This is a genomic window from Domibacillus epiphyticus (genome assembly GCF_001975785.1).
Lineage (GTDB): Bacteria > Bacillota > Bacilli > Bacillales > Domibacillaceae > Domibacillus > Domibacillus epiphyticus.
On sequence record NZ_MSFI01000012.1, the window covers coordinates 136,907 to 160,217 of the forward strand.

At 41.4% G+C, this 23,311-nt stretch carries 29 protein-coding genes; 10 read left to right on the forward strand and 19 right to left on the reverse strand.

Going from position 1 to position 23,311, the window contains the following annotated elements; genetic code table 11:
* Positions 1–92 precede the first annotated feature (92 nt).
* Both BTO28_RS09045 and BTO28_RS09050 read right to left on the reverse strand, forming a co-directional pair.
* A complete protein-coding gene (locus BTO28_RS09045) occupies positions 93–674 on the reverse strand; it encodes a TVP38/TMEM64 family protein (protein WP_076765443.1) in 582 nt (193 codons plus the stop codon).
* A gap of 24 nt (positions 675–698) precedes the next feature.
* Positions 699–1,289, reverse strand: a complete 591-nt coding sequence (locus tag BTO28_RS09050; RefSeq protein WP_076765445.1) for a competence protein ComK — start codon at positions 1,287–1,289, stop codon at positions 699–701.
* A gap of 166 nt (positions 1,290–1,455) precedes the next feature.
* Here BTO28_RS09050 and BTO28_RS09055 point away from each other — a divergent pair, with 166 nt between their 5' ends.
* Positions 1,456–1,689, forward strand: coding sequence for an IDEAL domain-containing protein (locus BTO28_RS09055; RefSeq protein WP_076765448.1), 234 nt, complete (start codon positions 1,456–1,458; stop codon positions 1,687–1,689).
* A gap of 106 nt (positions 1,690–1,795) precedes the next feature.
* Here BTO28_RS09055 and BTO28_RS09060 read toward each other — a convergent pair whose 3' ends face one another.
* From BTO28_RS09060 to BTO28_RS09075, 4 genes are all read right to left on the reverse strand, one after another.
* Positions 1,796–2,098, reverse strand: coding sequence for an AzlD domain-containing protein (locus BTO28_RS09060; protein WP_076765450.1), 303 nt, complete (start codon positions 2,096–2,098; stop codon positions 1,796–1,798).
* Complete coding sequence (locus tag BTO28_RS09065; RefSeq protein ID WP_076765452.1) at positions 2,095–2,808, reverse strand: AzlC family ABC transporter permease; 714 nt, start codon at positions 2,806–2,808, stop codon at positions 2,095–2,097. Before BTO28_RS09065 ends, BTO28_RS09060 begins: the two co-directional genes overlap by 4 nt.
* Positions 2,809–2,907: 99 nt before the next feature.
* Positions 2,908–4,461, reverse strand: coding sequence for a fatty acid--CoA ligase family protein (locus BTO28_RS09070; RefSeq protein WP_076765454.1), 1,554 nt, complete (start codon positions 4,459–4,461; stop codon positions 2,908–2,910).
* A gap of 87 nt (positions 4,462–4,548) precedes the next feature.
* Positions 4,549–5,283 (reverse strand): MBL fold metallo-hydrolase, encoded by a 735-nt coding sequence (locus BTO28_RS09075; RefSeq protein ID WP_076765457.1) that lies wholly within the window; start codon positions 5,281–5,283, stop codon positions 4,549–4,551.
* Positions 5,284–5,428: 145 nt separating this feature from the next.
* Here BTO28_RS09075 and yhfH point away from each other — a divergent pair, with 145 nt between their 5' ends.
* A complete protein-coding gene (gene yhfH, locus BTO28_RS09080; RefSeq protein WP_076765459.1) occupies positions 5,429–5,563 on the forward strand; it encodes a protein YhfH in 135 nt (44 codons plus the stop codon).
* A gap of 58 nt (positions 5,564–5,621) precedes the next feature.
* On the opposite strand, the gene BTO28_RS09085 is transcribed toward yhfH, so the two are convergent.
* The 7 genes from BTO28_RS09085 to hemE all read right to left on the reverse strand — a co-directional run bounded on the left by BTO28_RS09085 (position 5,622) and on the right by hemE (position 12,744).
* On the reverse strand, positions 5,622–6,074 hold the full coding sequence (locus BTO28_RS09085) for a FixH family protein (protein ID WP_076765461.1): 453 nt from the start codon (positions 6,072–6,074) through the stop codon (positions 5,622–5,624).
* 13 nt (positions 6,075–6,087) lie between these two features.
* A complete protein-coding gene (locus BTO28_RS09090; RefSeq protein ID WP_158068809.1) occupies positions 6,088–7,461 on the reverse strand; it encodes a sensor histidine kinase in 1,374 nt (457 codons plus the stop codon).
* Entirely contained in the window at positions 7,461–8,126 is a 666-nt protein-coding gene (locus BTO28_RS09095) for a response regulator transcription factor (RefSeq protein WP_332888720.1), read from the reverse strand. The genes BTO28_RS09090 and BTO28_RS09095 overlap by 1 nt, the downstream gene beginning before the upstream one ends.
* The gene (locus tag BTO28_RS09100; RefSeq protein ID WP_076765467.1) at positions 8,113–9,084 is read right to left on the reverse strand and encodes a YncE family protein; all 972 of its coding nucleotides are present in this window, start codon (positions 9,082–9,084) and stop codon (positions 8,113–8,115) included. The genes BTO28_RS09095 and BTO28_RS09100 overlap by 14 nt, the downstream gene beginning before the upstream one ends.
* 174 nt (positions 9,085–9,258) lie before the next feature.
* Complete coding sequence (gene hemY / locus BTO28_RS09105) at positions 9,259–10,677, reverse strand: protoporphyrinogen oxidase (protein ID WP_076765469.1); 1,419 nt, start codon at positions 10,675–10,677, stop codon at positions 9,259–9,261.
* 15 nt (positions 10,678–10,692) lie between these two features.
* A complete protein-coding gene (gene hemH / locus BTO28_RS09110) occupies positions 10,693–11,637 on the reverse strand; it encodes a ferrochelatase (RefSeq protein ID WP_076765470.1) in 945 nt (314 codons plus the stop codon).
* Positions 11,638–11,712: 75 nt separating this feature from the next.
* Entirely contained in the window at positions 11,713–12,744 is a 1,032-nt protein-coding gene (hemE, locus tag BTO28_RS09115; protein ID WP_076765472.1) for a uroporphyrinogen decarboxylase, read from the reverse strand.
* A 178-nt stretch (positions 12,745–12,922) separates the two neighbouring features.
* Between hemE and BTO28_RS09120 the strand changes: the two genes are divergently transcribed.
* Positions 12,923–13,432: an antibiotic biosynthesis monooxygenase family protein gene (locus tag BTO28_RS09120; protein ID WP_076765474.1), complete on the forward strand. Its 510-nt coding sequence runs from the start codon at positions 12,923–12,925 to the stop codon at positions 13,430–13,432.
* A 347-nt stretch (positions 13,433–13,779) separates the two neighbouring features.
* Here the strand turns inward: BTO28_RS09120 and BTO28_RS09125 are convergent, their stop codons facing one another.
* Positions 13,780–14,991: an ABC transporter permease gene (locus tag BTO28_RS09125; RefSeq protein WP_076765477.1), complete on the reverse strand. Its 1,212-nt coding sequence runs from the start codon at positions 14,989–14,991 to the stop codon at positions 13,780–13,782.
* Positions 14,988–15,725: an ABC transporter ATP-binding protein gene (locus tag BTO28_RS09130; protein WP_076765479.1), complete on the reverse strand. Its 738-nt coding sequence runs from the start codon at positions 15,723–15,725 to the stop codon at positions 14,988–14,990. The genes BTO28_RS09125 and BTO28_RS09130 overlap by 4 nt, the downstream gene beginning before the upstream one ends.
* Before the next feature lie 127 nt (positions 15,726–15,852).
* Between BTO28_RS09130 and BTO28_RS09135 the strand changes: the two genes are divergently transcribed.
* Positions 15,853–16,263 carry an HIT family protein gene (locus BTO28_RS09135; protein WP_076765482.1) on the forward strand — a complete coding sequence of 137 codons (411 nt, stop codon included), beginning with the start codon at positions 15,853–15,855 and terminating at the stop codon, positions 16,261–16,263.
* On the opposite strand, the gene BTO28_RS09140 is transcribed toward BTO28_RS09135, so the two are convergent.
* Positions 16,254–16,442: a hypothetical protein gene (locus tag BTO28_RS09140; RefSeq protein WP_076765484.1), complete on the reverse strand. Its 189-nt coding sequence runs from the start codon at positions 16,440–16,442 to the stop codon at positions 16,254–16,256. The genes BTO28_RS09135 and BTO28_RS09140 overlap by 10 nt on opposite strands.
* A 101-nt stretch (positions 16,443–16,543) precedes the next feature.
* On the opposite strand from BTO28_RS09140, the gene BTO28_RS09145 reads away from it, so the two are divergent.
* From BTO28_RS09145 to BTO28_RS09165, 5 genes are all read left to right on the forward strand, one after another.
* Positions 16,544–16,912: a YtxH domain-containing protein gene (locus BTO28_RS09145; protein ID WP_076765486.1), complete on the forward strand. Its 369-nt coding sequence runs from the start codon at positions 16,544–16,546 to the stop codon at positions 16,910–16,912.
* Between the two features lie 167 nt (positions 16,913–17,079).
* Positions 17,080–17,652: an HTH-type transcriptional regulator Hpr gene (locus BTO28_RS09150; RefSeq protein WP_076765488.1), complete on the forward strand. Its 573-nt coding sequence runs from the start codon at positions 17,080–17,082 to the stop codon at positions 17,650–17,652.
* 114 nt (positions 17,653–17,766) lie between these two features.
* The gene (locus tag BTO28_RS09155; RefSeq protein ID WP_076765491.1) at positions 17,767–18,315 is read left to right on the forward strand and encodes a DUF3267 domain-containing protein; all 549 of its coding nucleotides are present in this window, start codon (positions 17,767–17,769) and stop codon (positions 18,313–18,315) included.
* 80 nt (positions 18,316–18,395) lie between these two features.
* On the forward strand, positions 18,396–18,584 hold the full coding sequence (locus BTO28_RS17465) for a hypothetical protein (RefSeq protein ID WP_076765493.1): 189 nt from the start codon (positions 18,396–18,398) through the stop codon (positions 18,582–18,584).
* Between the two features lie 134 nt (positions 18,585–18,718).
* The gene (locus BTO28_RS09165) at positions 18,719–19,627 is read left to right on the forward strand and encodes a peptidylprolyl isomerase (protein WP_076765495.1); all 909 of its coding nucleotides are present in this window, start codon (positions 18,719–18,721) and stop codon (positions 19,625–19,627) included.
* A 38-nt stretch (positions 19,628–19,665) separates the two neighbouring features.
* Here the strand turns inward: BTO28_RS09165 and yhaM are convergent, their stop codons facing one another.
* On the reverse strand, positions 19,666–20,610 hold the full coding sequence (gene yhaM / locus BTO28_RS09170; RefSeq protein WP_076765497.1) for a 3'-5' exoribonuclease YhaM: 945 nt from the start codon (positions 20,608–20,610) through the stop codon (positions 19,666–19,668).
* A gap of 132 nt (positions 20,611–20,742) precedes the next feature.
* Here yhaM and BTO28_RS09175 point away from each other — a divergent pair, with 132 nt between their 5' ends.
* Positions 20,743–20,928, forward strand: coding sequence for a YhzD family protein (locus tag BTO28_RS09175; RefSeq protein WP_076765498.1), 186 nt, complete (start codon positions 20,743–20,745; stop codon positions 20,926–20,928).
* Positions 20,929–20,965: 37 nt separating this feature from the next.
* Here BTO28_RS09175 and BTO28_RS09180 read toward each other — a convergent pair whose 3' ends face one another.
* Both BTO28_RS09180 and BTO28_RS09185 read right to left on the reverse strand, forming a co-directional pair.
* Positions 20,966–21,739 carry an enoyl-CoA hydratase gene (locus BTO28_RS09180; protein WP_083711431.1) on the reverse strand — a complete coding sequence of 258 codons (774 nt, stop codon included), beginning with the start codon at positions 21,737–21,739 and terminating at the stop codon, positions 20,966–20,968.
* A gap of 83 nt (positions 21,740–21,822) precedes the next feature.
* Positions 21,823–23,310: a coproporphyrinogen III oxidase gene (locus BTO28_RS09185; RefSeq protein ID WP_076765502.1), complete on the reverse strand. Its 1,488-nt coding sequence runs from the start codon at positions 23,308–23,310 to the stop codon at positions 21,823–21,825.
* Between the last annotated feature and the right edge of the window lies 1 nt (position 23,311).

Below are 23,311 nucleotides of genomic sequence, written 5' to 3' on the forward strand. Positions count from 1 at the left end.
TACAACCCCTCCATTTCATAAGTTTTACCATAAAGAAAGATCATACGTTCGATAAAAAGGATTGATGAAAACCACATCATGATGATATGGTTTTACTTACCAAGCCTTTTTTCCATTTGCTTCCCTCCAAACCAGAGAAGGATCATAACACCAATGATGACCGCTGTGCGTCCCGGCTGATGAATAAGAGCCGCAACGTCATAACCAACGTAACTGATCGTAAAGATCATGACCGTTTTCCCTGCCATCACCGCAAATAAATATTGAACAATGCTAATTTTCGATAATCCTGCGACAATATTAACAATTGCTGATGGTGTAAAAGGAAAACAAAGAAGCAAAAACACCGGCGCAAATCCGTGCCGGTTCACCCAGTCCATCATCTGTTTAACTTGCTTATTTCTTTGAAAGATTGATAATACTTTTTCACGGCCAAACCGGCGCATTAATAAAAATACGAGAAATGAACCTGTTACGGCACCGCCCCATGAAATAAAGAAACCAAACCATAGTCCGAATGCATTTACATTCGCAAGAACAAATGCAAATAACGGCAGGAAAGGCAAAAATGCTTCAAGAAGCGGCAAAAAAAAGCCGGGGAGTGGTCCGAACGATTCATAGTGATTAATCCATTCCATAATTCTTTCTGTCGAAAACCATTTACTCAATTCCATTCTATAGATCCCTTTCACATTATATCAGCATTTCGAGTCTTTTTCTTCTTCCCTTTCTTTCCTGTCCGCAAACGAAATCATCAACCCTTTACGGCCGCTGACCCACCTTTTTCGTTCCACTTTTTCACCTGTGCTTCCGCAGCCGAATCTCTTTGTTCTTTTTTGCAGTTCCATTGCCAGATGAATTTGGCTGAACAACACAAGAATTGAAGCATTTACTATTGCTTTTTGTCCGTCTTTAAACGTTATTTCTGTCTGCTTTTTCTCCACAGTATTCAAATTCTGGACATGTGCTAAAGAGATCCAGACACAATCAGGTTTTACATGTGACGAAACTGGGAAAAGATAAATACCTCCAACATGATCAATCACAAGAGGAAGTTTCGTTTTTACACCGAGCAGCTGCTTTGATGCTTTCTTTCTGCCATCGTACGTTGACAGGTAATGAAGACAGCTTTTCCGGACGATCGTGAATGTTTTCTCATGAATTAGTTTAGGTTCTTTATAGCTTTCCAACACAATTGTTTTCTGGCCGGAATCAACTGGTTGTAACAGCATTGTATTTGATTGTATACAAAACATTTCATCCGCTTTTTTTGATTTGTTTCGTACCATCGCAACCACCCTTTTCACAGGAAATCCATTACGTTTTCATCGTAACATGTTCTTGTATCTTTGTCCCATTCGTACCAAGATTTAATTTTCTCAAAATTAAAAACTTTCTGTTGATTAGTTCCTTATAATTTCATATAATAAAAAAAAGGTATCAGAGGTGATTAATATGGAAAACAATAATTATTTTGCCGAGATGATGAAGTCCCCGATGCCCCGCGAATTGGAAAAAACAGCTGTAAGTGAATTTATCAGCAGCTTTTTAAATGACATTTTATACAAAAAAGAAAAAGCACAGTTAATGGAAAAAATCGATCAATCTCTTGATAACAGAGATCGTTCCACATTTCTAACTCTTTCAGATGAATTGAAACGTTTGGAGAAAAAATATCAGGCATCATGACTCTCCTTCATATAATTTCCCCAAACGAAAAGAACACCCCAACACTATAACAAAAAAAGCCCCGTATCTACTTGATACGGTGCTTTTTGAGCGCATGCTTCCCCATTCACAGCATCGAAAGAACCGTTAATATCCCAATAGATCCTATGACAGTAAAGATGATATTGGCACCTGTAAAGGCAATAAGAAAGGCAGCTCCCGCCCCGGCAATCCCAAACCATAAATTTTCATGAAATGTTAAAATCCCGGGAAAAATAAGAGCACCGAGTGTTGCGTACGGTACGTTTCGCAAAATTCCCTGCCAGAAAGCCGGCAATTCTTTCCCTTTAAACATAAGAAAAGGCAGCATGCGCGGAATATAAGTGACAGCTGCCATACCAAAAACAATCATCGCCATTTCGGCACTCATAAAGACCGCCCCTTTCTTCTCATTTGATCTGCTGCTTCAATGGCTACAGCAGCCAAAAGTGTCGAAATGATAATGGCCCAGCCTGTTGAAAGTGTGCCAGAATAAATAAAAACACAGTTTAATAACGCTGCCGTTCCGGCTAAAAGAACAGCTTTCATGCTTTGTTTCAGTGAAGGAACCAGCAGTCCGATAAACATCGCATAAAGGGCAATCCCCATGCTTTCTTGTACTACTTGCGGCAATGCATTTCCAGCTATATATCCGAGTCCTGAACTGATGACCCAGCTTGAGTAAGATATGATAACAAGTCCCGCCATATAAAAAGAATTAATCGATCCTTCTCTCATGGCTGCAACAGAAAAGGTTTCGTCTGTTACCCCAAATGCATAGGCAGACTTTTTCCATATGGATTCATTTTCTGCTTTTTCGTTCAATGCCGCTGACATTAAAAAATGACGAATATTTAAGATAAATGTCGTCAGGACAATTTCAAAAATGCCTGTTCCAAGAGCAATTAAATTGAGTGCTATGTATTGTGCTGCACCGGCAAACACAAAAATGCTGAGCGACATTGTTTCAACAAACGAAAGCTCTGCGCTTTTTGCTAAAAGACCGTATGTAAGTGCTGCCGGAAAATATCCAATCGCAATTCCAATGCCTGCGTATAATCCTTCCTTAAATTCGCCGCGACCCGCCACTATTGCTTCCATTTTTCTTTCTCCTGTCTTCATTTTTCTAACAAATTATACCGCTTTGTTTCAACTCCGACAATAAAAATGCGCATATCCTGTTTGATATGCGCCAAGCATTTAAGACTCTTTTACAATTTGGTCTTTTAATGATCTTCTTAATACTTTCCCAGTTGTGTTCTTTGGAAGTTCATCTAAAAACTCAACTGATTTTGGTACTTTATAAGCTGCGAGATGCGCTTTGCAATAATGTATAATCTCTTCTTCTGTCAGCCCTTCTCCTTTTTTCACAACAAATGCGAGAACGGCTTCCCCGTAATCCTGGTCCGGCACTCCTACTGCGGCTGCTTCAATGATATCAGGATGGGCGTACAGTACTTCTTCCACTTCACGTGGATACACATTGTAGCCTCCGACAATCACAAGGTCTTTTTTTCGATCGACTATATAAAAATATCCCTCCTCATCCTGACGGGCAAGATCTCCTGTGTATAACCATCCGTTTCGAATCGCCGCCGCTGTTTCTTCCGGCATTTTATAATAGCCTTTCATAACATTTGGTCCTTTTACAATCAGTTCACCAACTAGACCCGGCCCCATTTCTTCACCGAGTTCATTGACAACTTTGTTCTGTACATTAGAAATTGAACATCCGATTGATCCGGCTTTCCGTGGGCGATCGAGCGGATTAAAACATGTGACCGGACTTGCTTCCGATAAACCGTATCCTTCTGATATTTGCACATTAAACTTTTTTTCAAAGTTTTCAAGTAACGAAACCGGCATAGAAGCACCACCAGAAACACAAAGGCGAATTGATGAAAATTCAGTCGGATCTCCACTTTCAAATTGATATAAAAAATTATACATCGTCGGTACTCCCGCAAAAATGGTCGCCTTATGTTCTTTTACAGCATCAAAAACCTCTTTCGGACTGAACTTTGGCAAAATAACCATTGTCGCACCTTTGACAATTGGAGCATTTAACACAACTGTAAGGCAAAAAACATGAAACATTGGCAAAACAGTTACGACTGTATCCTTTTCTGATATATCAAGGTAGTCAGCAATGTCACGAGCATTAGAATATATATTTTTATGCGTCAGCATGGCTCCTTTTGGCTTACCTGTCGTACCAGATGTGTACAAAATGACCGCTGTATCGTCTTCCTCAATCTCAGGTTCTACAAAAATCGATTTATTCTGGAGTAAATAAGAAAACGTTTTCATTTTAGGGTATATGGAAGAAATAGATTGTTCCACACCAGCTGCCCGTTCATCTCCCGATTCACATACAATATACTGCTCAATTGAAGGCAGGTGTGCGTGCAACTTTTCAGCAGCTGGCAATAGAATGTCCAGCAGTACAACCGCTTTTACATCTCCATTTCTCAAAATATAGCTAATCTCATCGGGTGTATAAATCGGATTGACTGGAATGACTGTCAATCCAGCACGCAAAGCGCCGTACAACGAAACGATAAAGTGAGGTGAATTTCCCAGCAAAAGAGCAATATGATCCCCTTTTTTCATACCAGCCATTTGAAGTCCCGCCGCAAACCGATCAACAGATTCATTTAGTTCCCTATAGGTGACTGACTGACCCAAAAACGTATATGCCATTTTGTCCGCTTTGGTCGCTGCTGTTTGTTCAAGTGCTTTTGCCGCATTCATCCTTCCATCCCCTTTTCACAAATGAATAGTCATTCATTTTTCTACATTTAATTATACAGGACATAAAAAAAAGCCGCAACCTGCGGCTTACAATCCGATCTCTAAATTTTCACGAGCCAAAACAACCGTGCCATCAAATTGTTTTGCTGCTTCTTCTTTTAACCGTTCAATATCGCCAAAATGAGGCAAATGTGTCAGTACCAGTGTTCTAACGCCAGCCATTTGCGCAACGATACCTGCTTCTTCTGACGTCATATGACCGACGGATAATCCATCCATTCCTTGGTAAAGATTGCTTTCAGCGAGCAAAACATCCGCACCTTCCGCAAACTCGCCCATTTCTTTTTTAAATGATGTATCCGCTGTATATACAATCGTATGTCCTCCTGCTGAAATACGCATTGCATAACAAGGTGCCGGATGATTGGTTTTCATAAAGGTAATGATGAATGGTCCTATAGAAAGTGAACGATCAGGGTCATAGGCAATGCCAGTGGTAATGTTTTTGTATGTAAGTGTTTGAAATTTTGAATCTTCCTGGTGACCGTAAATAGCAAGCGGCTGATCCCGCGTTTTCTCGGTAAAAGAATCGATTAACAATGCGTACTGCAGTACACCGATATCCGCAATATGGTCGGCATGGTAATGAGATAAAATAACTGCTCCAAGACCGGCCGGTTTCGTATGGTTTTGAAGTTTTGATAGCACTCCGCTCCCGCAGTCTATCAATAACGTAAATCCATCCTCTTCAATTAAATAACCACTGCTCGCTTCATTTACTTTCGGGAATCCTCCCCAACATCCAATAACTGTTATATTCACTCTTCTGCCCCTCTCTTTTCCATAGTATTCCCTTTTTTCTAAAAATTAAAATATTTTTATGGAAAATGGTTGACGCCCCCTTATCTGTTATAATACAATACATACAACAAGTTAAACAGTTATATAACAAAAAGGAGCGGATTTTATGATTACGAACATCGTTGAATTTTTCAAAAACTTGCCGGCTAAACAATGTGCTAAATGCGGCTCTCACATTGAAGAGCAGCATGACTGCTACAGCAATACATGCCACTCTTGCTCCAATATTAAAGAACTTTAATATTGGGACCAATTCCATGAAAAAACACCGGCTACGCCTTGGCCGGTGTTTTTGCTGTTTAGTTTTCATGATGATGTTCGATTTTTTTATTGTTTTTCGTTTCCGCCGGAACTGCTGCGTCTCCAATGGCAATTGGCGCTTTAGGCATCGTATGGAGACCGCGTGCCGTGACATGAACCTGTACGTGGTATAAAGCTTCCTCACTGAACGTTTTTTTAATCGAATAGACACCCTTGCCTTCTGATTCTGCCTCAATCATTTCACTATCTTCTTTCACTCCGTCTTTCCATATTTCATATTTTACTTCGTCAGCATCACCCACTGCTTCACCGCTTTGTGTAACAGTTGCTGTCATCTCTACCGCTTCATTTAATGGAGCCTTTGCAGGAACTGTTAACTCTACATGAACCGGTTCGGTTGTCGATACTGTATTTTCTTTCTTTTCTTCACCGATGCACGCCGAAAGTACGAGTATGATTCCGATGAAGAGCAGCGCCAAATATTTTTTCATTATTTAGTCTCCTTTACGTTAGTACAGGCAATAAAATGATAACCGTTGTTCCTTCGCCCTCCATACTTTCGATTCGCAATTCACCGTCATGCAGCTCAATGATTTGTTTGACGATTGATAACCCGAGTCCGCTTCCTCCGTCGTTTCGTGTGCGTGCTTTATTCACACGGTAAAATCGCTCAGTTATACGAGGCAGCTCTTCTTCCTGGATCCCAACTCCATTGTCACAAATAAGTAATTTCATAGTTTCTTTTTCCTGTATCATCGTAATCTGAATCATACCGCCTTTATTCGAATAGCGTATGGCATTGTCAAGAATGTTTGTCATGACCTGTTCTAGCCGTCCTTCATCGCCGTTAACAATAACATCTTCGTCAATGTTCAGGTCAAAATGGATCATCTTATTTTTTGCTGCAGGGCGAAATGTTTCAACGGTCCGATAGACAATTTCGGCAAACGGCAGCGGCATTTTATCCACTTTCATCTTGCCCGAATCCAGCCGAATCAGTTCGAGCAGGTCGTTGACAAGCCGTTCCATCCGTTTAGACTCACGATGAATGATGGCAATCTGTTTTTCCTTTCCTTCCATGCCGTTCATTGCTGCTTCGCTGTATCCCTTTATGTAGCTGAGCGGTGTCCGAAGTTCATGTGAAACCGTTGCCAGAAATGTTTTTCTAAGCTCATCTTCTGTTTCAATGGCATTTGCCATTTCATTGAATGTTTTAGAGAGCATTCCAAGTTCATCATTAGACCTCTCCGACACTCTGGCTGAATAGTCGCCTTTCGACAATCGAACAGCAGCGGACTGCATATCTTTTAACGGTTTTGTGAGGTGCCGTGTCCATTTCATACCGGCTGCCAATAAAAAACTCATGATGACAACTGCCCCTGCTGTCCAGTATATGACTAAACTTGAAGCAAGTTCATCAATTCGCTCGAGCGGAACGTATAAATAAATTATCCCGTTTAATTTCCTGTCTTCTAACAGGGGAACGATAATCGAAATGATCTGTCTGTCAAATCTTTCTGAATAACCTGTTTCTTCGATGATTTTATTTTGTAAAAGCTGCTCCCTCTCTTCCGGACCGATGAGTGTATCATAATCCGCTTCATATGGAATGCAGGCGGCTAATTCACGCGGATTGCGAACAGCAAATGCTTCAAAATGAGACTTTTCACTAAACCAATTCACCTGATCGATAAATGTCTGATCGAGTTCTCCTCCTTCATAATCATAAGCCAGCTTTTTAGCCGTTGACACGAGTTCTTCTTTCACACTATCAACGTATAACTTTTCGTATAAGATGTAAGCAAGACCGAATGCAGAACCGACTGTAACGATAACAAATACAAGAAACGTAAGCCACAATTTTTTCGAAAGTGTCATCATGCACCATCCGAAAACTTATAGCCAATTCCCCATACTGTCTCAATGAGGAAGCCTTCTGTACCAAGTTTCATACGCAGCGTTTTCACATGCGTGTCAACAGTTCTTGTACCGCCGCTGTAATCCGCACCCCAAACCATTTCAAGCAATTCTTCACGTGAAAAGGTACGACCTGGTTTTTTGGCCAGTAAAATAAGCAAATCAAATTCTTTCATCGTCAATGGAACAGAGGTCTTCTCCACTTTCACTGATCTCGCCGGAACATTCACTTTCAATGTTCCTTTTTGGATAAATTCCTTATCATCGTCTGACATGCCTGTCCGCCTAAGCAGCGCTTGAATACGAGCCGTCATTTCACCCGGCGAAAATGGCTTGACTATGTAGTCATCGCCGCCCAGACCAAAGGCACGCACTTTCTCCCACTCTTCTCCTCTTGCCGTTAAAAAGACAATCGGCACATTGCTGTATGACCGAATCGATTCGCAAAGGGCAAATCCATCTTCTCCAGGCATCATAACGTCGAGTATGACAAGGTCTGGTTTCTTTATTTTTATTATTTGCTCTGCTTCTTCACCATTAAGCGCCGAACTAACCGTATACCCGGCGTTTTCAATATACATGGAAACGAGATCAATCATATCCTGTTCATCATCAACGATCAATATATGCTGCATCCCTGTCACCATCCTTCACAAAAATCAAAAAAGGTCCTTCACCTGCTTTAATCGTTTTCAGTAATGTTAAGGTCTTTTCTTCATAAAAAGAAAGTTTCCCGCTGTCATAACCCGCTGAAATAATTTGATCATCAAAAAAAGAAATAGTAAACGGGTTTGCCGGTGCTTCCCGCTGTGCAATTTTTTTTCGGTCAGGATCAAAAGCATAAATTGTATTTGATCCGTGACTGACTGCATACATGTAGCCATTTTTCCCTGTAAATGCAACGGGCATTACCGGTGCATCTGCTGTGGCGGTTAATGAGCCTGTTTCCAAAGAGTAGATATGAATCGTTTCCCCAGCCTCAGGGCCATAGCCATGACCGCCTACCCATATCTCATTTTTTGATTTATCAACAGCCATTCCTGTCGACGATGTCGGAATAGCTAATTCCCGCTTGACTTCATGCGTATAAATATCCAATTCTGACAAAACGGTATCTTGGTAATTAATAACATACAGTTTTTTGTTATGTTCCAGCATTGTCATCGGGTATTTCCCTGTCTTTACCCTTTTTATTTCCTTACCGTCTGTCTGAAAAAAATGAACAGACCGGTCTTCTTTTACCGAAAGCGCCACTTCGTCTGTTTCTTTTATGTAGACGGCTCCTGTCACGCCTGCCGGCACTTCCCACCGATCCAGCTCTTTTCCTTCACTAATCGAATAAATGGCTGCATAATCAAGTTCAGTTCCAAATAACAAAAGCTGGTTACCGTCAGGGAATAAAACACCGCCTGTGTACATATCCTTAAACAGCCATTCTGCCATGACAGAACCTTCTTTATTGATAAAGGTTAATCCCGGTTCACGTATGTTCAGCAATGCCGCAAATTCATTCTCTTTAACAGGAGTATAAGACGCCTGACTGCACCCGGAAAGAAATAAAATAATGACAAGTAATTTCTTCAAATAGACAACTCCTTCCCGCGCTTCTTTTAATTATAAAGAATACGTGTGAAATAAGTATGAAAAATTTTTGGCAATTAAACATGCTATTTGCAGGATCGCTTTTAGGTATTCACCATCCGTACTCATTGACCAACAATAAAAGCGGAATTCGATTTAGTCGAATTCCGCTTACGTTCATACAGGCTGTCCTGTCCGTAAATAATATAATACTTTTTCAACAGCATCCTCACCCTGGTCAATGCAGTCAGGTATGCCAAGACCATTGAAAGAACTTCCTGCCATATAAAGGCCGGGCAATTCATTCACTATATAGCCTGATATAGCAGCAAGACGTTCTTTATGTCCGACGATATATTGAGGCATCGCTTCATGCCAACGGCTAATGATCGTAAATTCAGGCTTTCCTGTAATGTCCATCATCCTGTTTAAGTCGCCCAAAACAATGCGTTCAATATCCGCGTCTGGCAAATCCACTACTGCTTCATCGTTAGCACGACCGACATAGCAGCGAAGAAGTACTTTGTCATCCGGGGTTGTATGCGGCCATTTTTTATGTGTCCATGTGCACGCTGTAATCGTATAATCACTGTTTCTCGATACGACAAATCCGGTACCGTCAAATCTTTCTTTCACGGCTGATGCAGGAAATGCCATCGCGACCGTTGCAACAGTGGTTGCCGGCATTTTGCGAAAGACATCGAAAAAGTCGTAATCAGGAAGCATAGCAGGCAAAACCGTATGGGGAACGGTTGAAATAATGCTGTCAGCTTCTATTGTTTGTCCAGAAGACAAATGTAATAAATAGCGGCCGTCTGGTTGACGTTCAATACGATTGACGGACGTATTTTTTAAAACAGAATTCGGGACGAGTTTTGCTTCTATTCCTTTAACAAGTGACTCCAAACCGTCTGTTAACGTTAAGAAAATGCCTTTTTTCTTCTCGCTTGGAGCCGGATGCTTCGGCGTCGGCGCCAGTTTTTTCATACCTCGGACGAGACTGCGGTGATTCTGTTCAGCATGATAAAAGTTTGGAAAGGTGGCCATTAAGCTTAAATTATCAATGTCCCCGGCATAAATACCTGATAAAAGCGGCTCAATTAAGTTTTCGACCACTTCATCACCGAGACGGCGCCGGAAAAAATGACCGAGTGACTGGTCCGCTATCGGTTTTGATTTTGGCAAAATGAAGTCAGCTGACGCCCGTACTTTTCCAGGCAAGGAAAAAAGACTGCTCGTTGCGAAAGGAGCCACTTTCGTTGGTACACCCATAACAGCTCCTTCAGGCATGGAATGAAGCTTTTCACCTACGAGCACATACGCTTTTCCTGCTGCATTATTCGTCAGTAAATGATCGACCCCTGCTTCTTTTGCAAGTCGCGCCGCACTCGTTTTGCGCTCTAAAAAGGAGTCTGGTCCCCGCTCAATAATAAAGCCGTCCCTTTTCACCGTTTGAATTTTCCCGCCTAGACGGTTTGATGATTCAATTAACGTTACGTCAATAGGCTGCTCTGTCTGTTTTTGTAAATAAAATGCAGCCGCAAGACCGGTAATGCCGCCACCGATGACCACTACTTTTTTTCGATTGTCCTCCACAAGATCGCCTTCTTTTTAAATTTTTCCATTTCCTTCCAAATGTTTCATCACAACATCACCAAGCGCCTCAATAAATTCCGGACGTGCATTTGGCATTGGCGGGCGGTAATAGGCTGCCCCTACTTCATCCGTCACAACTTTACACTCGTAATCATTATCATAAAGCACTTCAAGATGATCGGCGACAAATCCTGCCGGCACATAAACAAAGGCTTTATATTCATTCGTTTTATATAGATCGCGTGTTAAGTCCTGAACGTCCGGTCCAATCCATGGCTCCGGTGTATTCCCTGCACTTTGCCAGCCGACAGCATACCGCTCAACACCCGCAGCACCCGCAAGCAGGTCAGCGGTTTCTTTCAGCTGCTCCGGATACGGATCTCCTGCCGCAATAATTTTTTTAGGTAGACTGTGTGCAGATACGATTAAAACGAAATGTTCTTTTTCTTCGTCTGTCATGGACGCAACCGTTTCTTTAATTTTGTCTGCCCAGTATTGAACAAATTTTGGTTCATGGTACCAGCTTTCAATTGATGTAATCACCGGACCGCCAATTTTTGCTGATTCTTCTGCCGCACGGTTGTTGTATGATTTTACGCTGAATGTTGAGAAATGCGGCGCCAAAACGATCGAAACCGCTTCTTCAATACCGTCGTTTTTCATTTGCTGTACGGCATCTTCAATAAACGGTTCGATATGTTTTAAACCGATATACATTTTAAACTCAATATCATCCTGCATTTTATTTAAAAATGCTTCCAGCTCTTTTGCCTGGTCTTCCGTAATTTTCGCAAGTGGAGAGATCCCCCCGATTGCTTCGTAGCGGCTTTTCAAATCATCCAGCATTTCCTGGGAAGGCTTGCGCCCGTGACGGATATGTGTGTAATAACGTTCAATATCATCTTCTTTATATGGCGTGCCATACGCCATGACAAGAAGGCCCATTTTTTTCTTTGTCATGCTTTTCCCACCTTAATTAATAATCAATTCTCCTTATTTTGACACGGATGAACAACTTTGTTCAAAAAAGAAAGCTTATTTTGCACTGTATTCGTGTACGAATGCCGTCAAACGCTTCAACGTATCCGGGTCTACTTCAGGAAAAACGCCATGTCCCAGATTAAAAATGTGGCCAGGCTGTGCAAGCCCTTGATCTAGAATGGCTTTTGTCCGCTCTTCAATTACCTCCCATGGGGCAAGGAGGATGGACGGATCAAGATTTCCCTGCAATGTTTTTGTTAAGCCCATAGCTCGTGCTTCATTGATTTGCAGACGCCAGTCAAGACCGACGACGTCAAGCGGCAGATCATGCCACTCTTTGGCGAGATGGCTCGCACCGACACCGAACATAATAAGTGGCACATTTTCACTTCCAAGCTCGCCGAAAATACGCTCCATAACCGGCTTAATGTATGTACGGTAATCCGCTACATTTAAAGCACCAACCCATGAATCAAAAATTTGAATCGCTTTTGCACCTGCTTTTACTTGCGCACGCACATATGTAACGGTCATTTCGGCAAGCTTGTCCATAAGGGCATACCACGCTTTTGGTTCTGCGTACATAAAGGCTTTCGTTTTATTATAGTTTTTTGAAGGGCCTCCTTCGATCATATAGCTGGCGAGGGTAAACGGCGCACCCGCAAAACCAATAAGCGGCACATTCAGTTGCTCTTTTGTCAACAGCCGAATTGTCTCAAGAACGTAAGGAACGTCGCTTTCCGGATCAATTTCCCCTAGTTTCTCAACATCCGCTGCGGAACGGATCGGGTTGGAAATGACAGGTCCAATGCCTGACTTTATGTCTACGTCTACACCGATGGACGGAAGCGGTGACATAATATCTTTGTATAAAATCGCTGCATCTACATCATATTGCTCGACTGGCAAACGTGTTACGTATGCACAGATTTCCGGTTGATGTGTAATTTCAAACAGCGAATATTTTTCTTTTAACTTCCGGTATTCGGGCTGAGAACGCCCAGCCTGACGCATGAACCAGACCGGTGTGTAATCGGTCTTTTCACCACGCGCCGCTTTTATAAATGTATCATTAATTTGCCTCATATTAATTGAGTGCCACCTTTCCAGATTAGAATCACTATTAACTATTATATCCCACCATCCCATTGTTTTCACTAAAAGGTTGTGTAATTCGAAAAATCGCCAAATCGTACAGTGTACAAGAGTTAAAAATGGCAGAACTTGCAATGATCAATATATACTTGAAATGGAGGTGATCAGGATGAATGTGTTCATTACAAGCGGCACATACGATTTTTTGAAAACGATTAAAAAGAAGAATTCGGGAGAAAAAATGGTCTTGATGGAAGGCGCTGAAGGAGCGGCACTGGTTCATGAAACAAATGGAAAGACCGTTTTTGCGTCTCCACGCCGTTACGAAGTCGTGGATGCAGCCGGTGAAATCGCTGAACATGGATATGTTGTCTTAAACAATATTCCAGTAACTGATGAGGGACGTCCATTATTTGAACACCGCTTCAAAAACCGTGCCGGCGCAATTGAGAATGAAGCAGGGTTTGTGGCGATCCGTGTACTGCGTCCTCTCGATTCTAACACATACGTAATCTATACACAGTGGAAAAATGCAAAAGCATTTGAAAACTGGAAAACGTCTGACGCATACAATCAAGCACATAAAAAACGCGGCACAGAAGAAGGCCTTGATAAACGGCCAAATATCTTTTCCGGTTCATCTTATATCACAGTGTATACCATTCCTGAAGAACAGTAATTAATAAAAAAGCTGCCCTCATTGAATTGAACCCAAAAAGGTAGACACTTTTATTCAGTTAGGCAGTACTTAGGGTGACGTCCCATTTTTATCGTTTAGTACGTCCAGTTTAAACGGCAAGCAATAGGATGGAAACCGTTTGTCAAACGTTTTCCCCCATGTACTTCATGTTGTTTCACCCAGTTACTTATTACAGGTAAACTCACAAGAAAGAATTTTGAACGAGAGTGGATACTTTCTTTTCCGGGTTGATACCTTAAGAGTCCTATAAAAACTGCACCTCCAGTTGTTAGATGATGTCTAACCATTGGGGTGCAGTCCATATCAGAGCTTCTTGCTTTCTCCCATTATATGCGCCTCATTTTCGCTAGACGTGCCGGTGCATACACGTTAACAAACAAAATAGAAAATGCGATGGAGGATGTTAGGACAATCCCAGCACCTACCAGTGTCCCATTTTGAATTGACGCAATGCTGAATAAAACAGACTGTATGATCATAAGACGCTGAAGCAGTTTTTGTACCGCCTTACTTTTTTCACCCTCACCTTCAGGATAAAGACGCGGCCAGATAATGTGATCATGACGCACAGCAATGGGTATAAGCTGAAATCCTGTTAAATACACAAAGAGAATCGCAACAATAAGCTGCATGGTGAGTGTTCCGCTGAACAAAATAATGACCGCTGCTATAATGGACAAACGGAGATACAAACCAAAATATTCATTCATTCGGACAAACGTACGGAACAGCAAATAAACATGTATTCCGCTTTTCGAACCCGGAAGGAGTCTGTCCAGCCAAGCCCGTCGTTTTGCTGTACCTCGCAAATGCGGAACATCAGTAAACATATTCGCAATCCGATAAAAGCCAGCAAGCCTCTTTTCTTCAAGCTCAGCTAGCAGTTCCCACTTAAGAGGGCGGCTCCCCTGACGTCTTACATGTGAAAACCATAAGAGCATAAATAAGACGGTAAGCCCGGCAACGGAATAATACCCGGAAAAAACAGCATATAATACAGCAAAACTTTGTAACAGCCTCACAATAATATCCATCACACGTGTATCATTTGACGGCAAATTGAGCGCATACAGCCGGCAATATAAGTTCCAGAGTTTCACGGCAAGAAGCACAGCTAAAAAGAAGAAAAAGTTTCCAAACCCTGTATTTTGTGATGCCGCATACATCGGCATGGAAAACGCCAGGAGTGCAGCGAGGATATAACTCTGCGCTGCAAAACTTGTCCAGACGGCTTTTTGTAAATAAGGGGGCATCTCTTCTTCAATTGGCAGTAAATAAACTGTATCAGGCCGCTTTATGTACGTATAAACTGGACTCCACAGCAGTACGCCGGCCATTGCAGCCGCCATAAAAAGCGGTGCCGGGAATGTTTCGTCAATCGTTTCAACCCAGCCGCTGTAATAATAAAGCGTGGCACCCAAGGCAAAAACAAGGACAAATAAAAGGTGGTCATTTAACATATACCGCGTATATTTTCGTACTTCAGCGTAATACGACGTGACCCGTTCTTTAAAAAGTGCATCCGCAGAAAATTTCATCGTGTCTCTTCCTTTGTGAGTTCTACGTAAATATCGTCAAGTGCTGCACCCGGCATATTGAATTCACGTCGAAGCTCGTCCATGGTCCCTTTTGCCCTTACTCTGCCTTCATGCAATATAACAAATTTATCGCAGTATTTTTCTGCCGTAGCCAGAATGTGTGTCGACATTAAAATACCGGCTCCGCCTTTTTTCATTTTGTCCATCCAGTCCAGCAATGACCGGATGCCGAGCGGATCAAGGCCAACGAATGGCTCGTCAATAATATAAAGCGACGGCTCGGTTAGAAACGCGCCCATAATCATGACTTTTTGCTTCATTCCTTTTGAAAAATGAGCTGGAAACCATTTCATTTTGGATTCGAGCCTGAATTCTTTTAGCAGCGGCCCGATTCTTTTTTCATATTCTGAATCTGATAACCCGTACGCCATTGCAGTCAACCGCATATGTTCCTCCAGCGTTAACTCATCATATAAGACAGGCGTTTCCGGTACAAAGGAAAAATGACGGCGGTAGCCAGACGGGCCTTCTTCTAGTGTCCGTCCGTTAATCTGAACATTCCCTTTCACCGGTTCCATTAAGCCGATAATATGCTTAATCGCCGTACTTTTTCCGGCACCGTTCAAACCGATCAGCCCGACCAGCTCGTTTTTGCCGACTTCAAACGACACATTATGCAAAACCGGCTTACGCGTATAACCGCCAGTCAAATCTTTCACTGATAATAAAGACATATACAACGTCCTCTCCTTCTAAATCCGTTACATATATTGTATCAAAATAAGAAGATGAGCACATAGTTCCCCACCTGCTGATTATGTGCTAAAATTTTGACAATGAATCATAAAGGAGTGTTTGATCATGGGTGATTGTATTTTTTGCAAGATCGTAAACGGTGACATCCCATCAGCAAAAGTATATGAAGATGAAAATGTGTATGCATTTCTTGACATTAGTCAAGTGACGAAAGGCCACACACTAGTTATCCCGAAAGTACATAAAGAAAATATATTTGAACTCACACCTGATATGTCGGCACCTTTATTTGAATCGGTCAAAAAAGTAGCCGATGCCATTCATGCCGCTTTTTCACCAAAAGGATTAAATTTGCTGAACAATAACGGGAAAACAGCAGGCCAGACCGTATTTCATTATCACATGCATTTAATTCCGCGTTATGGATCAGAAGATGGCTTCCACCCCGTCTTTAAAGAAAACAGCCAATCATATGATTTAAAGGAAGTCGCAGCGGCGATCAACGCTCAGCTATAAGTGGAGAGTAAAATGGCAGCCGCCATTAACAGTGCACCCATTGCACCGATCTGTCCCGCTCTTTTTTTCAAACATATAGCTTCCGCTGGCACGCTTTTTTTTGCTGCATTTACATGGTAAAGCATGCTCGCAAAAAGAATCCATGCAAACGAAAACAACCCGAATATAAGTCCTGTCATCTTTTTCGCTCCTTTGCACGTTTGCAACCCATGGAATTCGGGAAAAGCTATTCAATATATATATTCAGTTTGGAACAGGTAATGACTAACGAGGTGAAAATATGAATAAAAAAGCTTTGTTTACAGGTTTACTTGCAGGACTTGCGGGAGGTGCTGCAGCGGCCCTTTTAAAAGCACCCGTGAGTGGACGGGAAACACGCGGGAAAATGAAAGATGCCCAAGTCTCAGCTAAACTTACGATGATGGAAATAAGAGACAATGCCGGTCAGGTTAAAGAGTCCGTGAAGCGCCTTATTGACACAGCAAAAACAGACATTCCGGAAATGGTTAATGATGTGAAAGTAAATGCTGCACTATGGAAAGAAAGCATTGAGCCTCATAAACAAGCATTACAAACTGAAATTTCCGGAATTCAAAGCACGGTTGAAGATTTGCAAAAAAGTCTCCCACAGCCTTCTCCAAAAAAGTAAGCGTACAAGCAGAGGATGCAAAGCTTCCTCTGCTTGTTTTTTTATTATCAGCCATTTTGAAAATTTCGTGAATTTTCTCTTTCCATTTTTTTATTTTATTGGCATAATATAAGACAATCAGTCTTCTTCAATTTGGGGTGGGAAAAATAGCTAAAGAAGGTGCGAATATGTCAAATCATCAATATACGATGAAAGAAGCGTTTATATTTAGTCAGAGAATGGCACAATTATCAAAAGCACTCTGGAAAGCTGTCGAAAAAGATTGGCAGCGCTGGATTAAACCGTATGATCTAAACATTAATGAACATCATATTCTATGGATTGCGCATCATTTAAAAGGCGCCTCCATTTCCGATGTCGCTAATTTCGGTGTGATGCACGTCTCAACCGCTTTTAATTTTTCAAAAAAGCTTGAAGAGCGTGGACTGTTGACTTTTTCAAAAAAAGAAGATGATAAACGAAACACATACGTAGAACTAACAAAAGAAGGCGAACAGCTTATATTCGACTTAATGGAGCAGTACGATCCAGAAACGAACCTTGTGTTTGAAGGAAGTGCCCCGCTTCGTGAATTATTCGGAAAATTTCCTGATCTCGCTGAACTGATGGCGATTATTAAAAATATTTACGGCGATGACTTCATGGACATTTTCGAAAAATCGATTCATAACATTGAAAAAGATTTTGATGAGGAAAACGGTAAGTTGAGTAAATCCGAAACGTCAAAAACATCCGGCTAGGTAAAATGCCGGATGTTTTTATTTTCTATAAAATTATTCTTGCTTTTTATGTGCCACCGTCGTAAATTATGTAGGCAATGAATTAATTTTTAGCAAGGCGGAGGTTACGTTTTTATGAAATGCTGGCGGACGTTTAATTTTGAAAAAACGTACGGGTTCAACAAGCTGTTCGTCGTCTCTATACTGACAACGCTTCTCTTCTTTTCAGTCGCCTTTTCATCCATGCAGTCGTACTACTCAGAAACGTTGCATACACCGGGATTTCCCTGGTTTGCTGTCGGTCTTCTAGCCGTTTACCCGCTTCATAAATTGATCCACCTCGTTCCTGTGATCAATCGCCGATTAAAATTAACATGGGAACGGAAATATACATTTTTGCCTGTTTTGACGGTTACAATACGCAAGCCCGTCTCGAAAAACCGCTTTATGATCTGCTTAACATTGCCATTTTTCGTCATGACGCCTTTGCTTCTTGCCGGGGGGGCCATGCTCCCGCATTATTTGCACTATTTTACAATGGCAGCGGCATTCCATACCGGTATTTGCGCGTTTGATTTTCTATATTTAAAAGCGATTTTGTCATGTCCTAAGAATGCCTTCATTGAAGAAGACATGCAAGGTTTTGAGATTTTAATTCCGGATGAATCCCCCGCATGGCACTGATGCCGGGGGTTCTGTTTTCAATTTATCCCGTAGTTTGATATAGTTATGAGTACAAGGAAAAAAGGGGGAAATTGTGTAAAATGATCGGGCTTATGATTACTTTTATCATCTTTTCAATATTCATTCTTTACCATATAAATCGAATGACAAATCTTCTTTGTATTCAAAAGGAAATTCCAGAAGAACGCCATGCGAAAATTTTTCGGACAGTAAATATTTTAATTGTGATTTTATTATCCACATCTTATATCGAAATCTTGTATGTATAGACCCGCCTATCATTTGAATGACGGGTCTTTTCTTTTACATGGACTGGAATTATGTTATAGTTGTGTTTGATATAAAGACTAAATACGCCGGCCTAACATACAGGGCGGCCGATAATCAGGGAGTTGTTATTTGCATGAAGAAATGGGTACTGCCTCTTTCACTGGCAGCAGGTGTTTTAGCACTTTCCGGCTGCGGTGGAGCAAGTGAGGGAAACGTCATCGCGACATCAAAAGCGGGCGACGTTACCGATATGGAATTGTATGCAGAAATGAAGGACAAATTTGGTCCGCAAATGGAGCAGGCACTGCAGGAAATTATGCAGAAAAAAGTCCTCTCTGAAAAATATGAAATAACGGATGAAGAACTGGAAAATGAAGTGAAAACAGCGAAGGATCAGCTTGGTGACCAGTATGAAATGTTTTTGGCACAGTATGGGCTTGATGAAGATGGCTTTAAAGAATTTTTGAAGCTTGAGCTTCTTCGCGAAAAAGCCGCTCTTGCGGACGTAAAAGTAACAGATGATGAAGTAAAAAAATATTATGATGAGTGGCAGCCTGAAATTAATGTGAGCCATATTCTCGTTGAAGAAGAAGCGAAAGCAAAAGAATTGAAACAAAAGCTGGCTGATGGCGAGGACTTTGCCAAACTGGCTAAGGAAAATTCTACCGATCCTGGTTCCGCTGAAAATGGCGGCAGTCTCGGGTGGATTGATAATGCTGGACGTACACAATTCGTTCCTGAATTTACAGAAGCACTTGGCAAACTAAAAGTAGGTGAAGTGAGTGAACCGATTAAATCGGATTACGGTTACCACATTATTAAAATTACCGAACAAAAAGAAAAAGGATCTTTCAATGAATTAAAAGATCAAATGACGAAAGAATTGAAGGAATCAAAAGTTGATACAGAGGCACTTCAAACAAAGCTTGATGAAGAAATGAAAGCCGCTGATGTAAAAGTAACGGACGAGGACTTAAAAGGCGCATTTGAAACAGAAGAAGAAACAACAAAAGAAAATGACGCCGCGAAAGAAGAAAAATAATCAACAAAAAAGCACCTTTAATAGGGTGCTTTTTTGTTTTACTTTGAAAAATGAGGTTTATAAAACGACCTGTTATCAAGCGGAAAAATCCTTTCGGTAAACTCACCGGGCTTTGTTCGTTCCAGCGCCCGATCCAGCATGTTCATTTTTGCATCAAGGTTATCGATATAATGCAGCATTTCCGCTTCTTTAATCATTGGAGGCTTTGGACTTCCCCACTCTGCTTTCCCGTGGTGGGAGAGGACAATGTGCTGAAGAACCATCACTTCTTCTCCCTCGATACCAAGCTCTTTTGCCGTCTGGCCAATTTCGTTCACCATAATCGAAATGTGTCCGATTAAGTTCCCTTCTGCTGTATACGTCGTCGCGATTGGACCTGATAATTCCGTTACTTTCCCAAGGTCATGTAAAATGACGCCTGCATAGAGTAAATCGCGGTCGAGCGTTGGATAAAGATCCGCAATTGATTTCGCTAGTTGTAACATTGAGACAACATGATACGCGAGTCCGGATACAAATTCATGATGATTTTTTGTCGCTGCCGGATATTCAAGAAATTCATGATGGTACTTTTTTAATAAAAAGCGGGTAATGCGCTGGATGTGCGGATTTTTCATTTCAAAAATAAACTGGGTAATGATATCTGCCATTTCTTCCTGGCTGAGGGGTGCAGTTTCGACAAAATCACCTGCATCCATTCCATCCTGAGGGGATGCCGGACGAATTTGACGAAGTTTTAACTGCATACGTCCGCGATAGTTTTGAATTTCCCCCGCTACTTTCACAATCGTCTGCGGCGCGTACATTTTCACGGTTTCGTCTTTTGCATCCCAAAGTTTCGCTTCAATCTCACCACTCGTATCTTGCAGCATAAGGGTTAAATATGGATTTCCGTTCACTGCTGTGCTTTTTACAGCAGATCGAATCATCAAAAAGCAATCCACACTTTCTCCTGCCTCATACTGTGTAATTCCTTTATCCAAATCGTCGTCCTCCTCATGGCACTCTTCACTTTATTATATCATGGATCATACGTTCTTTTCGTCTTTCTATGCTTTTTTCTATATTGGATTTTGTGTACAATAATCGTATCACGTCTTAAGGGGGATTGGGTAATGAAAATGTATAAACTAACCGTGTTTGAAAAAAACGGTAAAAAATTACTGGATGAATCATTTGAAGCAAAAAAGGATGATGAGGCAAAAGATCGCTGCGCCCAGCTATTGCATGAACATGCGTATGAAAAGAGAACATACCGGTGCACTTCACCTGAGGGAAAACTTCTTCTATTCCACTCATAAAGGAAAGCGCATTCAAATTAATGAATGCGCTTATTCTTTATTTATTGAAAACCGGTTTTCTTTTTTCCAAAAAGGCCTTTATGCCTTCTTGATGGTCATTCGTTTCTCTCATTTTCAACTGGCCGTGTTTTTCTAGCTCCAATGTTTTTATTAGCTGCGGCCGATTTAAATCCGCCATAATCTTCTTTGTTTTAATCATCGCTTGGAGTGGCTTCTGACTGAGTTCTTCGATGAGATAAGCTACTTCTTCCTGCATCGCCCCAGATGCGACAGCACGGTCAGCAAGTCCCATTTCCGCAGCTTCCGTACCGCTCATTACTTTTCCATCCCATATTACTTTTTTTGCTTTCACTGGACCGAGACGCCTCTCCAGCATAAAATGACCTCCGCCATCTGGAATTAACCCGATGCCAATAAAATTCATGGCCACTTTTGAATCTGTTTCACACATGACATAATCGGCTGCAAGTGCAATGCTCAAGCCGAGACCGGCAGCGGCACCGTGAATGGCCGCAATTGTCAATTTTGGCATGGAGTAAAACGCCAGCGTAATGTCCGATATTAAATCCATAATGCTGTTAAACTGTTCTTCATCTGCTTCCGATAACATTTCTTTTATATCCCCGCCAGCTGAGAAAACGGAGCCCGAACCAGACAAGACAACCATTTTCACGTCGCCATTTCCACTAATATCTTTTATACAGCTGTAAAATTCCTTCATCAATTCTGTGTTAAGTGCGTTCATCGACTTCGGCCGGTTAAATTGAATATACGCTGTCTCTCCTTCAATTGAACAAAGCACATTTTCCATTTTTTCGCCTCCTGTCATTCTATATTTATCATACAAAAAATGAACAACTATTCATAGTTTTTCGCAAAAAAAGACCCGTGTTCTTATCGGGTCGTGTATTCTATCGAAAATAGTTTATTCAATTTTTCAATTTTTTTATCTGTATATTCCACAAACCGTTCGTTATATGATTTCGGATCTTTTGGATTGGCAAACTGTTCAATTTTACCCGTTTCCGGATCGATAAACTTGCTTGCCGCTCCGCAGCCGATCCCAATAATGGTCTGCATTTCTTCCATGATCATAATGTTATAAATACTTTCCTGTCCCGGAATGGCGTAGCCGACATTTTCAAGATTGCCGACGATGTTTTTCTGGCGGTATAAATAATATGGCACATAGCCATGCTTTCCTGTCCAGTTTTCTGCCATTTCCATCATTTTCTCCGCTTCATTACGGTCCGCTACTTTATATTTGTCCCGGTTTTGTGTCATTTCTGACGCTCGTTTAAATGACAGTGTGTGTACAGTGAGTGATTCCGGCATTAACTTCTCTGTTTCATCAAGTGTATGCTGAAACTCATCTGTTCCTTCTCCCGGAAGTCCGATAATTAAATCCATGTTAATATTGTTCATTCCCATACTCCGGGCGAGATGAAATTTATCAATGGTTTCTTCCACTGTATGGTGGCGGCCGATTGCATGCAGCGTTTCCTGTGTGTACGACTGCGGATTAATGCTGATCCGGTCAATTTTCCATTTATTTAATACATCAAGTTTGTCCGGCGTAATCGTATCAGGCCTTCCTGCTTCCACCGTAATTTCGCGTATATTTTTCACATCAGGAAAAACGTTATACATATGTTCGTATAGATCGTCCATTTCCTGTGCGGTAATCGATGTTGGTGTTCCGCCGCCGTAATACACTGTCGTTATCTTCATATCATTATGTTTCAGCCAGTCACCGATTTTCTCCATTTCATAATGAAGTCCACTAAGAAACGAAGAAACTCTTCCCTGTTTTCCTTGAATGGCAAAAGCAGGGAATGTACAATATGCGCATTTCGTTGGACAGAAAGGAATCCCAATATAAATACTTACTTCACGCCGCAAATTATATAAATCAGGCACCATTGCAAGCTGCCGTTCTACAATACGCTCCATCAGTGTAATTTTTTCGTCGGATATCATATAGGTTTCTTTTAAATAATCACGGGTTTTGATTTTATCTGTATTTTCTTGATGGTGTTTATGCATCAGCTTCGTCGGCCGTATGCCTGTTAACACGCCCCAATTTTGTTTTATGCCTGTGAATTGTGTCAATACATCCAGCACAACGTGCGATACAGCATTTTTAAGAACTTTCCGGCGTTCTTTCTCTTCTTCCGGCAATTCTTCTATGTTCCTGCTCGATTCAAATCGATTTCCGTCTGCTGCTAATGAAACAGCAGCTTTAGATTCATTTATGGAAAAGGTCATGACCATCTCTTTTTCTTCGTCTGTCAAAACGGTTTCTTCAAAAAATAAGTTAGAAATTAATTGAACGGGCCTGATTAGCTTTTCATCATACAGCCCTTTTACTTGAATGAACACC

Coding starts and splice junctions, on each gene's coding strand:
- BTO28_RS09135 (WP_076765482.1), top strand. CDS start 15,853: ATGGGTGATTGTATTTTTTGCAAGATCGTAAACGGTGACATCCCATCA.
- BTO28_RS09055 (WP_076765448.1), top strand. CDS start 1,456: ATGGAAAACAATAATTATTTTGCCGAGATGATGAAGTCCCCGATGCCC.
- BTO28_RS09120 (WP_076765474.1), top strand. CDS start 12,923: ATGAATGTGTTCATTACAAGCGGCACATACGATTTTTTGAAAACGATT.
- BTO28_RS09165 (WP_076765495.1), top strand. CDS start 18,719: ATGAAGAAATGGGTACTGCCTCTTTCACTGGCAGCAGGTGTTTTAGCA.
- BTO28_RS09180 (WP_083711431.1), bottom strand. CDS start 21,739: ATGGAAAATGTGCTTTGTTCAATTGAAGGAGAGACAGCGTATATTCAA.
- hemE (WP_076765472.1), bottom strand. CDS start 12,744: ATGAGGCAAATTAATGATACATTTATAAAAGCGGCGCGTGGTGAAAAG.
- BTO28_RS09045 (WP_076765443.1), bottom strand. CDS start 674: ATGGAATTGAGTAAATGGTTTTCGACAGAAAGAATTATGGAATGGATT.
- BTO28_RS09140 (WP_076765484.1), bottom strand. CDS start 16,442: ATGACAGGACTTATATTCGGGTTGTTTTCGTTTGCATGGATTCTTTTT.
- hemH (WP_076765470.1), bottom strand. CDS start 11,637: ATGACAAAGAAAAAAATGGGCCTTCTTGTCATGGCGTATGGCACGCCA.
- BTO28_RS17465 (WP_076765493.1), top strand. CDS start 18,396: ATGATCGGGCTTATGATTACTTTTATCATCTTTTCAATATTCATTCTT.
- BTO28_RS09060 (WP_076765450.1), bottom strand. CDS start 2,098: ATGAGTGCCGAAATGGCGATGATTGTTTTTGGTATGGCAGCTGTCACT.
- yhfH (WP_076765459.1), top strand. CDS start 5,429: ATGATTACGAACATCGTTGAATTTTTCAAAAACTTGCCGGCTAAACAA.
- BTO28_RS09085 (WP_076765461.1), bottom strand. CDS start 6,074: ATGAAAAAATATTTGGCGCTGCTCTTCATCGGAATCATACTCGTACTT.
- BTO28_RS09070 (WP_076765454.1), bottom strand. CDS start 4,461: ATGAATGCGGCAAAAGCACTTGAACAAACAGCAGCGACCAAAGCGGAC.
- BTO28_RS09175 (WP_076765498.1), top strand. CDS start 20,743: ATGAAAATGTATAAACTAACCGTGTTTGAAAAAAACGGTAAAAAATTA.
- BTO28_RS09090 (WP_158068809.1), bottom strand. CDS start 7,461: ATGACACTTTCGAAAAAATTGTGGCTTACGTTTCTTGTATTTGTTATC.
- BTO28_RS09125 (WP_076765477.1), bottom strand. CDS start 14,991: ATGAAATTTTCTGCGGATGCACTTTTTAAAGAACGGGTCACGTCGTAT.
- BTO28_RS09050 (WP_076765445.1), bottom strand. CDS start 1,289: ATGGTACGAAACAAATCAAAAAAAGCGGATGAAATGTTTTGTATACAA.
- BTO28_RS09150 (WP_076765488.1), top strand. CDS start 17,080: ATGTCAAATCATCAATATACGATGAAAGAAGCGTTTATATTTAGTCAG.
- BTO28_RS09065 (WP_076765452.1), bottom strand. CDS start 2,808: ATGGAAGCAATAGTGGCGGGTCGCGGCGAATTTAAGGAAGGATTATAC.
- BTO28_RS09155 (WP_076765491.1), top strand. CDS start 17,767: ATGAAATGCTGGCGGACGTTTAATTTTGAAAAAACGTACGGGTTCAAC.
- BTO28_RS09130 (WP_076765479.1), bottom strand. CDS start 15,725: ATGTCTTTATTATCAGTGAAAGATTTGACTGGCGGTTATACGCGTAAG.
- BTO28_RS09145 (WP_076765486.1), top strand. CDS start 16,544: ATGAATAAAAAAGCTTTGTTTACAGGTTTACTTGCAGGACTTGCGGGA.